Below are 17,031 nucleotides of genomic sequence, written 5' to 3'. Positions count from 1 at the left end.
CAATGGCAGAAGAAGTTATCCTAGTCGACGCTCAGGATCAAGAGCTCGGTCTGATGGAGAAAATGGAAGCCCACCGCAAAGGACTATTGCATCGTGCCTTTTCCGTTTTTGTCCTCAATGCAAAAGGTGAACTCATGTTGCAGCAACGCGCAGCGGGGAAATACCATTCCGGTACCCTTTGGACCAATACCTGTTGCTCTCATCCCCGCAAGGGAGAGACGGCAGAAGAAGCAGCGCATCGTCGTTTAATGGAGGAAATGGGTTTTGATTGCCCGGTAGAAAAGGTTTTAGAATTTACCTACCGAGCTGATTTGGATAAAGGCATGATTGAGCATGAGTACGATCACCTTTTTATTGGTCACTATGATGGTGAACCGCAAATTAATCCAGCTGAAGTAATGAGCTGGAAGTGGGTTTCCATCGAAGATTTATCCAAAGACATTGAATCGCATCCAGAAAACTACACCGCCTGGTTCAAGATTATCTGGAAACAATTTGAAGCGCACGTAAATCAGCTCTCGTGAAGGTTACGGTAAGTCGAAAGGCGCATTTTAATGCGGCTCATCGCTTGTACCGATCGGATTGGAGCGATGAAAAGAATGAAGCCATTTTTGGGAAATGCAGTAATCCGGAGTACCACGGTCACAATTACGATTTGATTGTTAGTGTACGCGGGGAGATTGATCCTGAAACTGGCTATGTGATTGATTTAAAGGTGCTGAAGGATTTGATTCGCAGTAAAGTAGAAGAGCGTTTTGATCATAAAAACCTCAATACTCAAGTAGCGGAGTTTAAAAACCTGAATCCCAGTGCCGAGAACATTGCGGTTGTGATTTACCATCTACTTCGTCCCGAATTAGAGGATCGCTACCATTTAAAAATAACCCTCTATGAAACTCCGCGAAACTTCGTTGAATATGAAGGCTAATGGCCAGTTGCGACGGGATTTGGAGCAAAACGCGGATGAAATCTTACATAAAGTAGAATCCATTGGAGATGCTCATTTAATGAGTGATCTGGAGACCCCTTTACGCAAGGATGCATTTGTGCTCAGCCCCGAAGAAAAAGTAAATAGGATAGAAGAAAAATTTGCTGATATCCTGCAAATCCTAGGTTTAGATCTCAGTGATGATAGTTTGAGTGGCACCCCCAGAAGGGTGGCTAAAATGTATGTGAATGAGATTTTTCAGGGCCTATTACCCGAAAATAAACCGCAGGCCAAGCTTTTTGATAATAAGTATCGCTATGGCCAAATGCTCCTGGAAAAGAACATTACCGTGCATTCCTATTGTGAGCATCATTTAGTACCTATTATCGGGAAGGCCCATGTGGCTTATATCTCATCTGGTAAAGTAATTGGCTTGAGTAAGATCAATCGCCTGGTACGCTATTTCTCAAAACGTCCACAGGTGCAAGAACGTTTAACGGAGCAAATTGGAGCCGAATTAAAGAATGCTCTCCAAACGGAGGATGTGGCCGTTTATATTGATGCTGAGCATATGTGCGTGGCAACGCGAGGAGTGGAAGATGCATCTTCAAATACGATCACGGTGCATTATTCGGGTAAATTCAAAGAGGAGGCCTATCGCAACGAATTTTTGAAAATGATATCCTAATATGGCTAAGAATTACTTGATTGTTGGAGGAGGAAGTGGTATTGGAAAAGTAATTGCAGAACGGCTAGCTGCCGAGGGAAACCAGGTGTGGGCCTTAAGTCGCTCGATTGAAGAAGCGGAAAATAGAACCGGAATAATAGCTCAAAATTTCGATATTCTCGAAGATGAGAAATTACCCGAAACGCTAGATGTTATTGATGGCTTGGTTTATTGTCCGGGTTCGATTCAATTAAAGCCTTTCGAGCGGATTGCCTTAGATGCTTTTAGGGCCGATCTGGAAATTAATTATTTAGGTGCTGTAAAGGTCTTACAACAAGCATTACCCTTATTAATAAAGAGTGATTCTCCTTCGGTAGTACTATTCTCGACAATCGCAGTGCAAACCGGATTACCCTTTCATAGTTCCATTGCAGGAGCGAAAGGAGCGGTGGAAGGCTTATGCCGCAGTTTAGCCGCTGAATATGCCCCTAAGATTCGCTTCAATGCGATAGCTCCTTCTTTAACCGATACTCCATTGGCACATTCTTTATTATCCAATGATCGAAAAAGGGAAGCCAATGCAGAAAGGCATCCCTTAAAAAGAGTAGGTCAACCCGAAGATATGGCTGAAATGGCGCTTTTCCTTTTAAGTGAAAAGTCGAGCTGGATAAGTGGTCAAGTATTAAAGGTAGATGGAGGAATGTCGGCTATTCGCTAATGGCAGGGGAGAGCTTATATTTTGATAGTGCTGATTTTGAAGGCTGGGAATCGCGGTACCGGGCTAATTTCATCAATAGTTTAGGGGGTTTTAAAAGCTTTAACCTTTTAATCAGTCGTAACTCGGAGGGGGTGCTTAATGCTGCTCCATTTTTTTCGGTGCAGCATATTGGTTCCAATCCCCCTTTGTTGAGTTTGATATTCCGCCCTCATACGGTCGAACGCCATAGTTTAGAGAATTTCCGCACATCGGGTCTAGCTACAATCAATGCGGTTTCGGCCGAAATTGTGGATCAGGCGCATCAGGCGGCAGCCAAATATCCAAGACATATTTCTGAGTTAGAGGCGGTTGGTTTAAGCGCCATTCAAAGAGATTTTACAATACCCTATTTAAAGGAAAGCCATTTGGGCATTGGGGTGCAATGGGTTTCAGAACAAAGGATTCATGCTAATAATACCCTTTTGGTGGTGGCCTCCATTAAGGAAGTACATCTCAGCAAGCCCGAGGCATTAATAGAGGATGGCTTAATTGAACAGCATCGCCTGAATACGGTTTCTGTTAATGGTTTGGATACTTATTATATGCCACAGCCCTTAAAACGCCTGGCTTATCCAGAACCTGATTTGAAACCTAAAGAGAAAGCATGGCCCAAAAAGAACTAGCAATATTTTGGATGCGCAGAGATTTGCGCCTGGAAGATAATCACGGACTGGCTAAGGCCTTAGAAGGGGATTACCCGGTACTGCTCCTCTTTATTTTCGACCGAGCCATTTTGGATCAACTACCAGCTCGCGATGCGCGTGTGCAATTTATTTGGCAGGAGCTAAAAAAGATTAAGGAACAATTGCAAGCCAGGGGATCGGATCTCCTGGTGAAATACGGTGAGGTAGCAGAGGTTTGGAAGGAACTAGTAAAAACCTATCCGATAAAAGCGGTGTATGCAAATCGCGATTATGAGCCCCCAGCAAGGGAAAGGGATAAAATGATTTATGAAATCTTAAAGGAGCAAAAGATTCCCTTTAAAGGTTTTAAGGATCAGGTGTTATTTGAAAAAGGGGAGGTGCTTAAGGATAATGGCGAGCCCTATGTGGTATACACCCCTTATATGCGCAAGTATAAGCACTTGCTTAAGGATTCGCATTTGGAACCATTTCCTTCCGCAGATTCCAACCAATATGCGCAGCTCAATGGATTGGATTTTCCGGATTTGGAATCCATAGGATTTGAAGCCTTTGATTTTGATTATCCCGATCGTGATTGGCGTAAATCCCTAATTGAGAATTACCATGAAACTCGAGATATCCCATCCATAAAAGGAACCAGTCGACTTAGTATTCATTTACGCTTTGGAACCATTTCCATCCGCGCCTTGGCTAAAGAGGCGAAGCAGTGGAATGACAAATATTTTAATGAATTGATCTGGCGCGACTTTTACCAGCAAGTGCTGTATCATTTCCCCCATTCTTTTAAAGACAGTTTCCGTAAGGAATACGATCAAATAAAATGGGAGCACAATGAAGCGCATTTTAAAGCCTGGTGCGATGGGAAAACCGGTTATCTATTGGTGGATGCCGGGATGCGTGAATTAAATGCCACTGGCTATATGCATAATCGCGTAAGAATGGTGGTGGCTAGTTTTTTAACTAAGCATCTCTTGCTCGACTGGCGATTGGGCGAAGCTTATTTTGCCGAAAAGCTTTTAGATTATGATGCGGCCAGTAATGTAGGAGGTTGGCAATGGGCTGCAGGAAGTGGTGTAGATGCGGCACCCTATTTCCGGGTATTCAATCCTGCTTTACAAGTCAAGAAGTTTGACCCCGATTTGAAGTACGTAAAAAAATGGGTTGAGGAATACGGTACTGATGCCTATCCTCAACCCATTGTAGATCATAAAAATGCTCGGGAGCGTGCTTTGGAGCGTTATAAGTCCGCTTTAAAATCGGATTAAATTCCGGTATCGTCGCCGAAACTTAGCTTCACATCGCTAACGAAGGTCTTGATCAATTGCTCATTCTGCATTTTGCAAATCAGCAATGCTTCTGGAGTGTCCACAATGATATACTCTTTAAGGCCTTCGATTACCGCAATTTTATCTTTCGGCATACGTACAATATTACCCTCGCTTTCGTAGCTTAAAATCTTGGAGCCAATCAGGGCATTACCATTATTGTCCAGCTCTTTATGTTCGTATAAACTTCCCCAGGTGCCCAAATCACTCCAACCGAAATCAGCAGGAATTACAAACACCTTGCTTGATTTTTCCATCAAACCATAATCGATGGATTCATTTTCGCAAGAAGGGTAGATTTTATTTACGAAGCTGTTTTCTTCCTCGGTACCAAAGAGAGCACTACCTTGTTCGAAATTATGGAAAAGGTCGGCCTGATGTAGGGCTAATTCCGTTTTAAAGGTTTTTAAAGACCAGATAAAAATACCGGCATTCCAGAGGAAATCACCACTATCTAAAAACTGTTGCGCAATCTCCAAATTGGGTTTCTCTGTGAAGGTTTTCACCTTTTTTACCTCCTGATCCACTTCGGTTTGAGCCTCAAATTGAATATAGCCGTAACCGGTATCCGGGCGATGTGGCTTAATGCCGAGGGTGAGTAGGAAATCGCTGTTCTCTGCGGTTGTCAAGGCTAAATTGGCTATGCGAACAAACTCACTTTCATTGCTGATTAAGTGGTCGGAGGGAGCGATTAAAATATTAGCCTCGGGATCTTCGCTCTGAATGCGATAGGCGGCATAAGCAATACAGGGTGCGGTATTTCGACGCGCAGGTTCGAGGATAATATTGCGATGCGGCATAGCGGGTAATTGCTCCGCTACCTGCGCTTCATATTTACGATGGGTCACCACCAGAATTTTTTCTGGATCGGTGAGTAGTGATAATCTTCGGAAAGTTTGTTGAAGTAAAGATTCTCCAGTACCTAAAATGTCGTGGAACTGCTTGGGGTTTTCGGCGGTACTCATTGGCCAAAAGCGACTTCCAATGCCGCCAGCCATGATTACACAATAGGTTGAAGCCATATTCGAATATTTGGCGCAAATCTACGATTATACTTAGCGATCACCTCAGGCCTCAGAGGTTAATAAATTGCTACTTTTGTGGCTTTTCATCTTCTAACTTCATTTAGAATCAAATGCTCAATATTGTACTATTCGGTCCTCCCGGAGCCGGTAAAGGAACTCAGTCTGAAAAACTCATTGAACAATATCAATTAAAGCATCTGAGTACCGGAGATATTTTCCGCGCCAATATTAAAGGAGAAACTGAATTAGGCCTTCTTGCTAAATCCTATATGGATAAGGGCGACCTGGTACCTGATGAGGTAACCATTAATATGTTGAAATCTGAACTGGAGAAAGCTCCGGATGCCAAGGGATTTATCTTTGATGGTTTTCCACGTACTACTCCTCAAGCAGAAGCCTTAGACCAATTATTAGAAAGCCGCGGAACGCAAATTTCCATTATGCTGGCTTTGGAAGTAGAGGAGAATGAACTGAAAACGCGCTTATTGGAGCGCGGTAAAACTTCCGGTCGTTCGGATGATACCGATCCCGCGATTATTCAAACCAGAATTGACAATTACAACCGTGAAACTGCTCCGGTTAAAGATTTTTATGCTGCTCAAAATAAACTTCAGGTTATTGATGGTATCGGTAGCATTGAAGAAATTACCCAGCGCTTATTTGCTGCGATTGACGCACTTTAATTTATGCAAGAGAATTTCGTCGACTACGTAAAGATTTATTGCAAATCCGGTAAAGGAGGAGCAGGCTCAGCGCATTTACATCGCTCGCGGATTACCTCCAAAGGAGGTCCTGATGGGGGAGATGGCGGTGCCGGAGGTTCTGTAATCTTGCGTGGTAATAATCAGATGTGGACCTTATTACATCTGAAGTACCGTAAACATATCAAGGCCAAGGCCGGAGAAAATGGCGGTCAAAATCAAAGTTTCGGAGCGAAAGGAGACGACGAAATTTTAGATGTGCCTCTGGGTACTGTAGCAAAGGATGCGGAAACCGGTGAGGTGCTGTTCGAAATCACCGAAAATGGTGAGGAGCGTGTGCTACGCCAGGGAGGTCGCGGTGGATTAGGAAACACCCACTTTAAATCTTCAACCTTTCAAACTCCACGTTTTGCCCAACCCGGTGAACCTGGTGAAGAAGGATGGAATATCCTTGAACTAAAGGTATTGGCAGATGTAGGTTTGGTAGGTTTCCCCAATGCCGGGAAATCAACTTTACTTTCGGTTGTTTCGGCTGCCAAGCCTGAAATCGCAGATTATCCTTTCACCACTTTAACGCCCAAATTAGGGATTGTTCAATATCGAGACTATCGCTCCTTTGTTATGGCCGATATCCCTGGAATTATTGAAGGGGCCAGTGAGGGTAAGGGCTTAGGTCATCGTTTCCTGCGACATATTGAACGAAATTCGATGCTCCTCTTTTTAATTCCAGCCGACAGTGACGATCTGCGCAAGGAATATGATATTCTTTTGAAGGAGCTCGAGCGTTTTAATCCAGAGTTATTAGACAAGCAAAGGCTTTTGGCGATAAGCAAAAGTGATATGCTGGATGATGAACTGGAAGCAGAAATGACGGAACAATTAAAGCAAGACTTACCGGAAGATTTAGAATTCATTTTCATTTCTTCGGTAAGCGGTAAAAATATCCAAGGTCTAAAAGACCGCTTATGGCAATTAATGAATAAGGATGCTTGAACAAATCATGCAATGGGATGAGCAACTTTTTCTGCTCTTAAATCAACAGGGAACTGAATTTTGGGATCCCTTTTGGTTGAGGGTATCGGAAGTGGCGATATGGATCCCTTTGTATGCAGCACTCTTAGCTTTAATTTTTTGGCTTTTCCATTGGAAAAGTGGCCTGTGGATTAGCCTTTTCTTGGTGCTTAATGTATTTGCAACCGATCAAGGCTCGGTTCAATTGTTCAAGGAAAAATTTCAGCGCTCCCGACCTTGTCATGAGGAGCATTTGCAAGATCAAATTCGCTTGGTGAAGGGCCATTGCGGTGGTGCCTTTGGCTTTGTGAGTTCCCATGCCAGCAATACCTTCGGGATGGCTTTTTTCTTAGGATTATTGTTCCGTCGACGTTTTCCCTGGTTGTATTATGCCTTAATCGCCTGGGCCTCTTTAGTGGCCTATTCACGAGTTTATCTGGGCGTGCACTATCCTGGTGATATTATTGGCGGAGCCCTGTTTGGCGCCCTTTGCGGTACGGCCCTCTATCTGATTATGGATCGTTGGATACCTTTGGAATATAGAAAGCAAAAGGCATGAATTGGCTTTGGGTCTTTTTAGGAGGTGGATTGGGCTCTATGGCCCGATATGCCATTAGCAAAGGCAGCATACATCTTTTTAAAGAGGCCTCATTTTTTCCCTGGGCTACTTTAATATCCAATACCTTGGCCTGTGGCCTCTTAGCATTTTTGGTTTACAGCATCCCCGATAAACTCACTGAGAATCACCGTTTATTCTGGATCGTAGGGTTTTGTGGAGGCTTTTCAACCTTCTCCACTTTTAGCCTCGAGAATTGGATATTAATAGAGCAAAAAGCCTGGCCATTTGTAGCTGCAAATATTTTAGTTAGCCTGGGCTTGGGAATCTCAATTATGATCGGGGTGAGTCGCTTAAGTGCCTAGCGAATTAAACTAACCGTACCTCTTTTCACTACACCGGTACGATCCTCTTTCTGAATCACTTCGATAACATAGGTATAAACACCACCCGGCAGAACATCTCCTGCATTATTCATGCGCCCATTCCAGAAATAGGAGGGGTCGCCAGTTTGGAAAACCAATTGTCCCCAGCGGTTTAAAATGCGAATTTTGAATTCATGAACACCCAAAATGGAATAACTGAATACATCATTCATTCCATCGTCATTGGGGGTAAAGGCATTGGGAATGTAGAGTCGGAAGGGTTGCTGCACATAGGTTTCTACAGCAATAGTATCGCTACAGCCAAATTCATTCTCTACAATGTGCACAAAGCGTTGCACACCGGTGTCCCGAGCGGTATAAACCAGATTGTTCCCAGGGTCAATCACCTTACGTCCATCTGGGAAAAGCAAACTGGAGGTACTGAAGTTTTCTGAGCTAAGGGTTATTTCAAATTCGGGATTAAAAATGCTAACCTCTTCCGGTTCTATAATCATCCCCGGAAAGGGGGTAGGGTGAATTCGAATGGCCGAGTTTGACCTTTCTTCCAGAGTATCTTTGCAAGCAGAGGTAGTTATCAAGCGATGATACACAAAATAATCTCCAGGGTTTTCATAGAGGTGCGTCGGATTTTGAAGACTAGAGGTGAAGCCATCACCAAAATCCCAAAAATGAATAGCATTCCCGGCGTATTCCGAACTATCACGAAAGCTTACTGCATAGGGGACACAACCAGAATTAGCATCCAGGCGATGTTTGAGTACTGGTCTGGGATACAAATGCACGCTATCACTATAATTGTCTTTGCAGTCGCCATCTTCAACCTCTAATGTTACATAGTAGGAACCGGATTGAGTATAGACAATACCACTAGGATTCTTAAGCGTTGAAGTAGTGCTGCCTGAAGTGGTATTTCCGCCGAAATTCCAACTAAAGCTGGCATCGGGTCCATAATTACCTGTGGGAGTAAAATCAAAACTATGCTGATCGAAACAGGCTTGACCTCCAATATCAAAGCCAACATTGAGACCTTCGAATACTTTAAATTCCCGAACTATAGTATCTGCACAAGAGGAGCCTGGTTCTGCAATTAAAGTTACCTGATAGACTCCAGTATCAGGGAAGGTAAAGACGGGATTAGCTAAGTTACTGGTATCCGAATTGCTCAGGGCCACGCCAAAATCCCAGAAATAGCGACTGGTATTGATACAGTCTTCATTAAACTGAATGGTCTTTCCCGAACAGAGGGTATAAGGGTCTAAGTCTTGTTCATCAAAATCGGCTGTGGTACGCACGCAGGCTGCGGTTACATTAAACTGGAAGTCACGCCTTAAGGTGCTCAGTAAAACTCCATTTCGCCATTCTTGTACACAAACCGCAAATACAAACTGCCCTACCTGATTGGGTCTTCCGCTCAGCATTCCGGTTTGAGGATCAATATTAAAGGCCGGTGAACTGGCTATTGGATAAGAGGTAGAATAGGTATTGGCAAAAGGTACTAATGCATAAGGTGGTGGAGTGGCTGTATCGGGCCGGGGTGAATTGGGGCCGGTTGTATTTACTTGATTCCCACCTCCGTGTAATGGAGAGCATAAGAAATAATACAGGCTGTCTCCATCTGTTTCCACCGCTCCCATATCAATATTAACCGGCACATTTAGACAAAGAGCAACAGGCGGAGCTGATGAAAATCGGGGGCTGCTGTTGCAAGTGGGATTTGCAGGGATATTAATGGTATAGGTATTTCCCCAAAGGCGGGGATTGGGAATATTGTCGATACTGTTGTTTCGGCAACAACGTTGGTGACTTACGGTATAAGGTCCACCGCTGGAGGCTAAGTTCACCGTATCCAAATAAATGCCTTCCTGGGTACACACAAAGCTGGGCAGAGCAGTACAATTATTGGGTGCATTAATAGGTAAGAAACTACTTTGGTGTAAGGGAACCTGAAGGTTTTGAACTACCTGATTGGAAGCATTGTAGATAGTGATGATGGCCGGGTCATCGAAAGGTGCACCATTAGAAGCACAATCCCGATAAATGATTAAACGGAGTTCATAAGAACTGCCTCCCAGACAACGGTAGCTCAGCTCCCCACCAACCAGGTGAGCAGCCTGCATTCCAAATCCCAGCAGGAGGAGTATAAAAAGGCCAATGCGCCGCATAATCCGTCAATCAAACAGCAAGTTAACAAAAATGACGGGTGGATTTTTCAGGAATGTGTAAAGGGCACTAATTCTGAAAATTTAAAGACTTGATTTAGACCTGCAGCTTTGAGCTCCTCCGCTTCTGGTGCTTCGCTTAGCCAGAGGAAATCCCCCCCCCAGGCTCCTAAAGATTTTGCTTGTCCTTTATACTTTGGCAAGATTTGCAAAGGCAGAGGTTTACGTCCAATTAATTCTGCCGTATAGGCCTCATGCACCTCCATCCAATTGGCAAGAGCAGCAATATCCGAAAGCTGTAAAAGTTCATCACTTAGATTAGAAATCTTTTGCACCAAACTCGCAGAGCGATCCTTTTTTAAATAGCGATCCACCTCGCGGGCAGAATTTTGCTTCTTACCTAAATAGAGCAGAAAGGTGTTTTTAAAAAATTCAGGGATCTGAACCTCTTGCCAATGGGGCTTTTTATCGAATAATTGATATTCGATCACATGGCCCGCTTCCGCTACGGCAACATCATAACCGCTGCCTTTAAGATGTTTAAAGAATAAGCTCCAAACATCAGTTTCAAGCCATTGCGCCATCAGACTGATGAAGGTACTGCTGCTGCCCAAACCCCAGGCGCGAGGAAAATCTAAACGGCTCTGCACCTTGCAAAACTCAGGCACTTGCGAGCCACAGGCATCCAAAATAATATTCTGCACTAGCATTTCCTCCTCACTCTGCGCTTGCCCCAATTGGAAATCCAGCCAGGGCTCAGCCTTTTCGTCCAGAGCTTTATAAAGCATGGTTTTCTCCGCTTGAGGAAAGATCTCTAGATGTTGACCTTTAATGGTAGGTACAGCAATGGCTTTAGCACCCTCCAGAACGCTATACTCAGCACTAAGAAGTAATTTGCCCGGGGCAAAAAAATGCTTCATCTAGTTTTCCTTCTTTATCTCAGAAGGGCTTTTAATTCCGCGGATTTCGCAGAACTTGTTTACAGCCGCAGAATGCGATACTACTTTATCCTTAAAGTAATTAACGATGGTTTCCTTTTCCGCATCTGTAGCCTCCAATTGATTCAAGATATTCAAGAGGTGCATTTTCATATGGCCTTTTTGAATTCCAGTGGTGGTAAGGGCTCGAAGGGCAGCGAAATTTTGGGCCAATCCAGAACTGGCAACGATTCCCATCAACTCTTCAGCATTAGGCTGTTGCAAAAGATCCAGAGAAAATTTCACCATGGGATGTAAGCGAGTCAATCCGCCAACCGTTCCCAGGGCTAAAGGCACTTCAATCCAGAAGCGGAAAATACCGTCTTTTACCTCACAATGGGTAAGTGAGCTGTATTGGCCTTTACGACTGGCGTAGGTATGGCAAGCGGCTTCCACAGCACGGAAATCATTCCCGGTTGCGATGATCACTGCATCAATACCATTCATAATTCCCTTATTATGGGTCGTGGCCCGATAGGGTTCTACCTCTGCAATACGTACGGCACGCTGAAATTTTTGAGCAAACTCTTCTGGGCTGATTCCAGCATCGCCATTGAGTTCTTCCACTATACAGGAAACTTCGGAGCGCACGACACATTCGGGAGTGTAATTGGATAAAATGCACATCACCACCTGGATGGCTTTCTCTGCTTCCTTAAAGTGATCCTGAGCTTTGATTTCACGCTGCAAGGTTTGGGAGAATTGCTCCAGGCAGGAGTTTATAAAATTGGCCCCCATGGAATCACAGGTTTCGAAAAGGGCTTCAATTTGCCAGTAATCTTCCATGGCCGTACGCTTATCCACCAATTTTAGGTCGATAATACCACCTCCACGCGCGCGCATATTGGCAGTGAGTTCTTCGGTATCTTTTAAAAGCGCAGGCTTTAAAGCTTCAAAAAAGCTTTGCAATTTTTGAGCATCCCCTTGATAGATAAAATGTACATGACCTACTTTCTTGGTTGAGATAATGCTGGTTTTAAAACCTCCACGCTCTAACCAATAGGTCGCACTTTTCGCTGCGGCAGCTACCACCGAACTTTCTTCAATGGCCATGGGAATGGTATAAAGTTCTCCGTTAATTTTAAAATTCGGAGCTACCCCAAATGGCATGTAGTAATTGCTCAGGGTGTTTTCAATAAACTCATCATGAAGCTTTTGCACCTTAGGATCTTCATGCCAGTAATGCTTTAATAGATTGATCGCATCTTCTGAATTATCAAAAAACTGATCACTTAGCCATTCAATTTTGGCTTCCTTGCTGAGTTTCGAAAAACCTTTAATCGGTTTGCGCATGCTGCTGGAAATTAATTTTCAAATATACGAGCACATTCCTAACCCCTGTTTCGTTTCTTTGTTGTAAATCTTTTCTTAAAAAAGTGAAAGAAACCAAATGCGAACATTGCAGTGATTGGACCGATGGTCATCAGGAGAACTGCAATAACTGCGGAAAGCGTCTCAATGATCGTCATCTTTCCGAAATTGAAGCCCGTGAAAGCATTGAAATGCGCGGTCTTCCTTTAATTAAGATTGATCCGGATACGCCTTTTATTAAGAAGGGATTTCTGCAAGTTCTTCGCTTTATACAATTGATTTTCTTTAGCATTATTAGCATGGTAGCGGCGATGGCCAGCAGTACCGTTCATTAAAGATGTGGTTTCGTTTTAGCCGTTTATTCTGGATAAGCTCTATACTTTTTACCCTTCATCAAATAGTGGAGAAGGGATGGTCTATTCCATGGGTTCATGCCTATTTGGATGATATTCTGGCTCCATGTATTGTCTTGGGATTAGCCTTGGCCTTTTTTCAAAATGTTTTTCCCGCCGATCCGAGCTTTAAACTACCCAAGTATTGGATCCTAATTTTCATTCTTTGGTATGCCTTGCTATTTGAGTGGTATTTTCCTTCAGTGGATCCAAGGCATTATTCGGATCCTTATGATATCCTGGCCTATACTGCTGGAGGAATTTTGTTTGCCTGGAAGGGAAATCAAGTCTTGGGAAATTATTTGGAGACCAAGAATCCCAATTAAGAGATGTGTAGGTTTAAGTGCTTGTTTTACAGCACCTAATTATTTTATTGACCTTGTTTACCGGATTTGCATTTGATCTAAATTCGCTCGATTTTTATGTCAATCGCAATTCGCGTCAGGCAGGTTCAAAAGGTATTTGGGCAGCTTGAAGAGGAGACTAAAGCTTTTCAAAAGGCAAGTGGCCTGGCTTGTTTAAGTGGCTGTGGACATTGCTGTAATAAAGCAGATATCGAAGCGGCAGTATTGGAATTTCTGCCCTATGCATTTCATTTGTTTTTAGAGGGGCAACATGTTACGGCCAAGCAACAATTGCAAGCCAATACTTCTGGTCTTTGCCAGGGCTTTAAACCGATCATAGCCAATAGTCCGTATTTAAAAGGTCGCTGCAGCATTTATGAGGACCGTGGATTAATTTGTCGCTTGTTCGGATTTGCAACAATTCGTGATAAAAATGGCGATCGACAATTATCTACTTGTAAATGGATTAAAGGGAGCCAGGCGGATAACTTATTAGCCAGCCAATCCTTAATTCAAAAGGGGAGAGCGCCACATTATATGAGCTATTATCAGAAATTGGCACAAATTGATTTTCGCTTAGGTCAGGAATATCTGCCCATTAATAAAGCCATATTGCGAGCTATTGAAGAGGTGGAGAACTATTACCAATATCGCCCTTTTCCTTATCGACTCCGGAAATCTGCATAAAAAAACCGCTTGACTTAGGTAGACAAGCGGTTCGGGTTAAATCGGGAAATTTCCCTTATTTAAGATCAAAACGATCGAGCTGCATCACTTTAGTCCAGGCTGCTATAAAGTCCTGAACAAATTTTTCTTTGGCATCATCACTACCATAAACTTCAGCTAAAGCGCGGAGTTCTGAGTTCGATCCAAAAATTAGGTCGGCGCGGCTGGCAGTATACTTTAACTCTCCAGTCTTACGGTCAAGACCATTAAAATGCTCCTTGGTTTCATCTGTGGCCTTCCATTTTACATCCATGCTAAGTAACTTTTGGAAGAAGTCATTGGACAATTTAGAGGGATCTGAACCAAAAATTCCGGTATTGCTATTATCGTAATTAGCATTTAAGGAACGCATACCACCCACTAAAACAGTCATTTCAGGTGGAGTTAAGCTGAGTAATTGAGCTTTATCTACCAATAATTCCTCAGTGGTATAAGTGTATTGAGTCTTTTTGTAATTGCGGAAACCATCAGCCATAGGCTCTAAAACGGCCATTCCTTCTACATCAGTTTGTTCTTGACTGGCATCCATACGTCCAGGGCTAAACGGAACCTCAATAGGATGTCCTGCATTTTTAGCTGCTTCCTCGATAGCCGCAGCACCACCCAATACAATTAGATCAGCCATGGAAATGCGCTTATTTCCTTTGGCTTTCTTATTAAAGTCCTTTTGAATTTTCTCCAGCGCATTTAATACTTTGTTCAGTTGCTCGGGATTATTGCATTCCCAGCTGCGTTGGGGTTCCAATCGAATACGAGCACCATTCGCGCCACCGCGACGATCAGAAATTCGATAAGTGGAAGCAGAGGCCCAAGCCGTACTTACTAATTCTTGAATGCTGAGTCCAGAGTTTAGGATTTGAGATTTCAAGGTCTTAATATCCTCAGCATTTACTAGCTCATGATTTAAGGCTGGAATGGGATCTTGCCAGATAAAATCTTCCTGGGGTATTTCCGGACCTAAATAGGTGCTCTTCGGACCCATATCACGGTGGGTTAATTTAAACCAGGCTTTTGCAAAGGCTATTTCAAACTCTTCAGGGTTTTCAAGGAAACGACGTGAAATTTTCTCATACACCGGGTCAAAGCGCAAGGCTAAATCGGTGGTAAGCATAGTCGGATTGTGGAATTTGGTGGTATCGAAAGCGTCGGGAGCAACTTTACCGGCGTCTTTAGCAACCCATTGATGGGCTCCGGCCGGACTTTTAGTTAATTCCCACTCGAAATTGAAAAGAGCTTTAAAAAAGTCGTGACTCCATTGACTGGGTGTACGAGTCCAAATAACTTCTAAACCAGAGGTAATGGCATCACCGGCTTTTCCGCTTCCATAACTACTGGTCCAACCGAAACCTTGTTCTTCAATACCTGCTGCTTCGGGCTCAGGACCCATATACTCTGAGCTGGCAGCACCATGTGTTTTACCGAAGGTATGTCCCCCAGCAATAAGGGCCACGGTTTCTTCATCATTCATGCCCATACGACCAAAGGTTTCGCGAATATCTTTTCCGGCTAAAACCGGATCTGGCACCCCATTGGGACCTTCTGGATTTACATATATCAATCCCATTTGAACTGCCGCTAAAGGTGATTCTAATTCGCGATCCCCGGAATAGCGTTTATCTTCTAACCATTTACTTTCTGGTCCCCAGTACACATTGCTATTGGGTTCCCAAACATCAGTACGACCACCAGCAAAGCCAATGGTTTCGAAGCCCATATCTTCTAAGGCAACATTACCAGCCAGGATGATCAAATCGGCCCATGAGATGGAAGCACCATATTTCTTTTTTACCGGCCAAAGTAAGCGACGTGCTTTATCGAGATTTGCATTATCAGGCCAACTGTTTAAAGGAGCAAAACGCTGTTGTCCTTCGCGAGAACCACCGCGACCATCACCGGTGCGGTAGGTACCAGCACTGTGCCAAGCCATGCGAATAAACAAACCTCCATAATGGCCGTAATCAGCAGGCCACCAATCTTGACTGTCAGTAAGAACTGCACGGATATCCGCTTTAAGGGCATTATAATCCAAATTAGTAAAGGCAGTTTCATAATCAAAGTCGGGACCCATGGGATCAGACTTCAGAGAGTTTTGCCTTAAAATGCTTAGGTCTAATTGATTAGGCCACCAATCACGGTTGTTTGGTCCGTCTTTTTTGGCCTCCATTTTTTCCGGGGTAGAAGTGGCTGTGGCGGCAGCACCATGCACAGGACATTTCGAAATGTCGCCCTGCATTTGCACTTGAGCACCGGCACTAGCTACCAGTAAAACCAAAGTTGCGGTAATGAGTTGTTTCATGGTTGTTTACTTTAAATTAGATCGATTTATCTCCTTGCATAATTAAGGATAATTGCTTCAAAACATCGACTGAGGCAATCAAATCGATAATTATATTGTTGAAATCGATTAAGTAAGAAACAACAAACCCGACCTTAGGTTCAATGTCTTAGTACTTAGAACTCAGAAAATAAGCTTGGAGTAAACAAACTAAGACTGGCGGTATTTATCCGAATACTGATGCAGGCGCTTATTATAAGCTTCCACCATACGAGCTTTGGAGCGTTCAATTAAGCCAAAGAAAACAAAGCGTCGTTCGAAGTAGGGGATAGGATCCTCGAAGGATAAAAGCTGATCATCACGGATAATCAGTCCATCTATACCCAGACCATCCGTTTCGGCAAATTCAGCAGTAAAGACTTTTTGATTGCTGGATACTTGAGCAGCTTGAAAATCGGCATCGAAAAGTTTATCCTTATAATCCCCTTTGCGAATGGCTTCACTGTCTTTGGCATAAAAGAAATAAACCGGGCAAAAATCAAAGGTCTTTCGAAAAGAGAGAACGGTTTCACGGTTTTCTCTTCGCTGCATTTCACGAATCTTTTCTGCTTGCTCTTGTAGCCCTTCTTCTTCCAAACGTTTTAAGGTGAGGTCTTTATCCTGCAATCGTACGAGTAGAACGGCATTTTGGAAATCTTGAATAAATTCCTTTTTACCATATTCTTTAGTAGGGCTCTCATCACTTTGAGCCCGTACTTTATCCTGAAAAGCAAAGAGTACACAAAGAATTAACCAGGCATATACACTGGTCCTAAAAAAGCGCTTATTCTTCAAGGGAATCTAGAAT

The 17,031-nt window shown here is 43.4% G+C and carries 19 protein-coding genes; 13 read left to right on the top strand and 6 right to left on the bottom strand.

Annotated elements, in window-relative coordinates; translation table 11 throughout:
- Positions 1-2 precede the first annotated feature (2 nt).
- The 6 genes from idi to ACO05P_RS05615 are packed head-to-tail and all read left to right on the top strand — an operon-like array spanning position 3 to position 4,261.
- On the top strand, positions 3-524 hold the full coding sequence (idi, locus tag ACO05P_RS05640) for an isopentenyl-diphosphate Delta-isomerase (protein WP_421754000.1): 522 nt from the start codon (positions 3-5) through the stop codon (positions 522-524).
- The gene (locus ACO05P_RS05635; RefSeq protein ID WP_421753999.1) at positions 521-928 is read left to right on the top strand and encodes a 6-pyruvoyl trahydropterin synthase family protein; all 408 of its coding nucleotides are present in this window, start codon (positions 521-523) and stop codon (positions 926-928) included. The genes idi and ACO05P_RS05635 overlap by 4 nt, the downstream gene beginning before the upstream one ends.
- On the top strand, positions 891-1,616 hold the full coding sequence (folE, locus tag ACO05P_RS05630) for a GTP cyclohydrolase I FolE (RefSeq protein ID WP_421753998.1): 726 nt from the start codon (positions 891-893) through the stop codon (positions 1,614-1,616). The genes ACO05P_RS05635 and folE overlap by 38 nt, the downstream gene beginning before the upstream one ends.
- A gap of 1 nt (position 1,617) precedes the next feature.
- Positions 1,618-2,313, top strand: a complete 696-nt coding sequence (locus tag ACO05P_RS05625) for an SDR family NAD(P)-dependent oxidoreductase (protein ID WP_421753996.1) — start codon at positions 1,618-1,620, stop codon at positions 2,311-2,313.
- Positions 2,313-2,975 (top strand): flavin reductase family protein, encoded by a 663-nt coding sequence (locus ACO05P_RS05620; RefSeq protein ID WP_421753994.1) that lies wholly within the window; start codon positions 2,313-2,315, stop codon positions 2,973-2,975. The genes ACO05P_RS05625 and ACO05P_RS05620 overlap by 1 nt, the downstream gene beginning before the upstream one ends.
- Positions 2,957-4,261, top strand: coding sequence for a cryptochrome/photolyase family protein (locus tag ACO05P_RS05615; RefSeq protein ID WP_421753992.1), 1,305 nt, complete (start codon positions 2,957-2,959; stop codon positions 4,259-4,261). Before ACO05P_RS05620 ends, ACO05P_RS05615 begins: the two co-directional genes overlap by 19 nt.
- On the opposite strand, the gene ACO05P_RS05610 is transcribed toward ACO05P_RS05615, so the two are convergent.
- Positions 4,258-5,343, bottom strand: a complete 1,086-nt coding sequence (locus ACO05P_RS05610; RefSeq protein ID WP_421753990.1) for a mannose-1-phosphate guanylyltransferase — start codon at positions 5,341-5,343, stop codon at positions 4,258-4,260. The genes ACO05P_RS05615 and ACO05P_RS05610 overlap by 4 nt on opposite strands.
- A gap of 113 nt (positions 5,344-5,456) precedes the next feature.
- Between ACO05P_RS05610 and ACO05P_RS05605 the strand changes: the two genes are divergently transcribed.
- The 4 genes from ACO05P_RS05605 to ACO05P_RS05590 are packed head-to-tail and all read left to right on the top strand — an operon-like array spanning position 5,457 to position 7,979.
- Entirely contained in the window at positions 5,457-6,029 is a 573-nt protein-coding gene (locus ACO05P_RS05605) for an adenylate kinase (protein ID WP_421753988.1), read from the top strand.
- Positions 6,030-6,032: 3 nt separating this feature from the next.
- Entirely contained in the window at positions 6,033-7,040 is a 1,008-nt protein-coding gene (gene obgE, locus ACO05P_RS05600) for a GTPase ObgE (protein WP_421753987.1), read from the top strand.
- Positions 7,033-7,617, top strand: coding sequence for a phosphatase PAP2 family protein (locus ACO05P_RS05595; RefSeq protein WP_421753985.1), 585 nt, complete (start codon positions 7,033-7,035; stop codon positions 7,615-7,617). Before obgE ends, ACO05P_RS05595 begins: the two co-directional genes overlap by 8 nt.
- Entirely contained in the window at positions 7,614-7,979 is a 366-nt protein-coding gene (locus tag ACO05P_RS05590; protein WP_421753983.1) for a fluoride efflux transporter FluC, read from the top strand. Before ACO05P_RS05595 ends, ACO05P_RS05590 begins: the two co-directional genes overlap by 4 nt.
- Here the strand turns inward: ACO05P_RS05590 and ACO05P_RS05585 are convergent.
- The 3 genes from ACO05P_RS05585 to ACO05P_RS05575 are packed head-to-tail and all read right to left on the bottom strand — an operon-like array spanning position 7,976 to position 12,429.
- The gene (locus ACO05P_RS05585; RefSeq protein WP_421753982.1) at positions 7,976-10,162 is read right to left on the bottom strand and encodes a PKD domain-containing protein; all 2,187 of its coding nucleotides are present in this window, start codon (positions 10,160-10,162) and stop codon (positions 7,976-7,978) included. The two genes, ACO05P_RS05590 and ACO05P_RS05585, sit on opposite strands and share 4 nt — an antisense overlap.
- Positions 10,163-10,209: 47 nt before the next feature.
- The gene (locus tag ACO05P_RS05580; protein WP_421753980.1) at positions 10,210-11,079 is read right to left on the bottom strand and encodes a GYDIA family GHMP kinase; all 870 of its coding nucleotides are present in this window, start codon (positions 11,077-11,079) and stop codon (positions 10,210-10,212) included.
- The gene (locus ACO05P_RS05575; protein ID WP_421753978.1) at positions 11,080-12,429 is read right to left on the bottom strand and encodes a hydroxymethylglutaryl-CoA reductase, degradative; all 1,350 of its coding nucleotides are present in this window, start codon (positions 12,427-12,429) and stop codon (positions 11,080-11,082) included. It lies immediately after the preceding gene.
- An 83-nt stretch (positions 12,430-12,512) separates the two neighbouring features.
- Here ACO05P_RS05575 and ACO05P_RS05570 point away from each other — a divergent pair, with 83 nt between their 5' ends.
- The 3 genes from ACO05P_RS05570 to ACO05P_RS05560 all read left to right on the top strand — a co-directional run bounded on the left by ACO05P_RS05570 (position 12,513) and on the right by ACO05P_RS05560 (position 13,870).
- Positions 12,513-12,782, top strand: coding sequence for a hypothetical protein (locus ACO05P_RS05570; protein WP_210758977.1), 270 nt, complete (start codon positions 12,513-12,515; stop codon positions 12,780-12,782).
- Positions 12,783-12,847: 65 nt separating this feature from the next.
- Positions 12,848-13,165: a hypothetical protein gene (locus ACO05P_RS05565; RefSeq protein ID WP_421753977.1), complete on the top strand. Its 318-nt coding sequence runs from the start codon at positions 12,848-12,850 to the stop codon at positions 13,163-13,165.
- 96 nt (positions 13,166-13,261) lie between these two features.
- Complete coding sequence (locus ACO05P_RS05560) at positions 13,262-13,870, top strand: YkgJ family cysteine cluster protein (protein ID WP_421753975.1); 609 nt, start codon at positions 13,262-13,264, stop codon at positions 13,868-13,870.
- A 55-nt stretch (positions 13,871-13,925) separates the two neighbouring features.
- Here ACO05P_RS05560 and katG read toward each other — a convergent pair whose 3' ends face one another.
- Both katG and ACO05P_RS05550 read right to left on the bottom strand, forming a co-directional pair.
- Positions 13,926-16,205, bottom strand: a complete 2,280-nt coding sequence (gene katG, locus ACO05P_RS05555) for a catalase/peroxidase HPI (protein ID WP_421753974.1) — start codon at positions 16,203-16,205, stop codon at positions 13,926-13,928.
- Between the two features lie 189 nt (positions 16,206-16,394).
- On the bottom strand, positions 16,395-17,018 hold the full coding sequence (locus ACO05P_RS05550; RefSeq protein ID WP_421753972.1) for a hypothetical protein: 624 nt from the start codon (positions 17,016-17,018) through the stop codon (positions 16,395-16,397).
- Positions 17,019-17,031 lie beyond the last annotated feature (13 nt).

Origin of the sequence: Croceimicrobium sp., from assembly GCF_965228705.1 — a bacterium.
Taxonomy (GTDB): Bacteria; Bacteroidota; Bacteroidia; order Flavobacteriales; family Schleiferiaceae; genus Croceimicrobium.
Note: the sequence above shows the minus strand (reverse complement) of the source record. Positions and strands in the feature narration are given on the sequence as shown.

What these genes read in the sequence shown, in the direction of transcription:
- idi (WP_421754000.1), top strand. Translation starts at nt 3, where the DNA reads ATGGCAGAAGAAGTTATCCTAGTCGACGCTCAGGATCAAGAGCTCGGT.
- folE (WP_421753998.1), top strand. Translation starts at nt 891, where the DNA reads ATGAAACTCCGCGAAACTTCGTTGAATATGAAGGCTAATGGCCAGTTG.
- ACO05P_RS05625 (WP_421753996.1), top strand. Translation starts at nt 1,618, where the DNA reads ATGGCTAAGAATTACTTGATTGTTGGAGGAGGAAGTGGTATTGGAAAA.
- ACO05P_RS05620 (WP_421753994.1), top strand. Translation starts at nt 2,313, where the DNA reads ATGGCAGGGGAGAGCTTATATTTTGATAGTGCTGATTTTGAAGGCTGG.
- ACO05P_RS05615 (WP_421753992.1), top strand. Translation starts at nt 2,957, where the DNA reads ATGGCCCAAAAAGAACTAGCAATATTTTGGATGCGCAGAGATTTGCGC.
- ACO05P_RS05610 (WP_421753990.1), bottom strand. Translation starts at nt 5,343, where the DNA reads ATGGCTTCAACCTATTGTGTAATCATGGCTGGCGGCATTGGAAGTCGC.
- ACO05P_RS05605 (WP_421753988.1), top strand. Translation starts at nt 5,457, where the DNA reads ATGCTCAATATTGTACTATTCGGTCCTCCCGGAGCCGGTAAAGGAACT.
- obgE (WP_421753987.1), top strand. Translation starts at nt 6,033, where the DNA reads ATGCAAGAGAATTTCGTCGACTACGTAAAGATTTATTGCAAATCCGGT.
- ACO05P_RS05595 (WP_421753985.1), top strand. Translation starts at nt 7,033, where the DNA reads ATGCTTGAACAAATCATGCAATGGGATGAGCAACTTTTTCTGCTCTTA.
- ACO05P_RS05590 (WP_421753983.1), top strand. Translation starts at nt 7,614, where the DNA reads ATGAATTGGCTTTGGGTCTTTTTAGGAGGTGGATTGGGCTCTATGGCC.
- ACO05P_RS05585 (WP_421753982.1), bottom strand. Translation starts at nt 10,162, where the DNA reads ATGCGGCGCATTGGCCTTTTTATACTCCTCCTGCTGGGATTTGGAATG.
- ACO05P_RS05580 (WP_421753980.1), bottom strand. Translation starts at nt 11,079, where the DNA reads ATGAAGCATTTTTTTGCCCCGGGCAAATTACTTCTTAGTGCTGAGTAT.
- ACO05P_RS05575 (WP_421753978.1), bottom strand. Translation starts at nt 12,429, where the DNA reads ATGCGCAAACCGATTAAAGGTTTTTCGAAACTCAGCAAGGAAGCCAAA.
- ACO05P_RS05560 (WP_421753975.1), top strand. Translation starts at nt 13,262, where the DNA reads ATGTCAATCGCAATTCGCGTCAGGCAGGTTCAAAAGGTATTTGGGCAG.
- katG (WP_421753974.1), bottom strand. Translation starts at nt 16,205, where the DNA reads ATGAAACAACTCATTACCGCAACTTTGGTTTTACTGGTAGCTAGTGCC.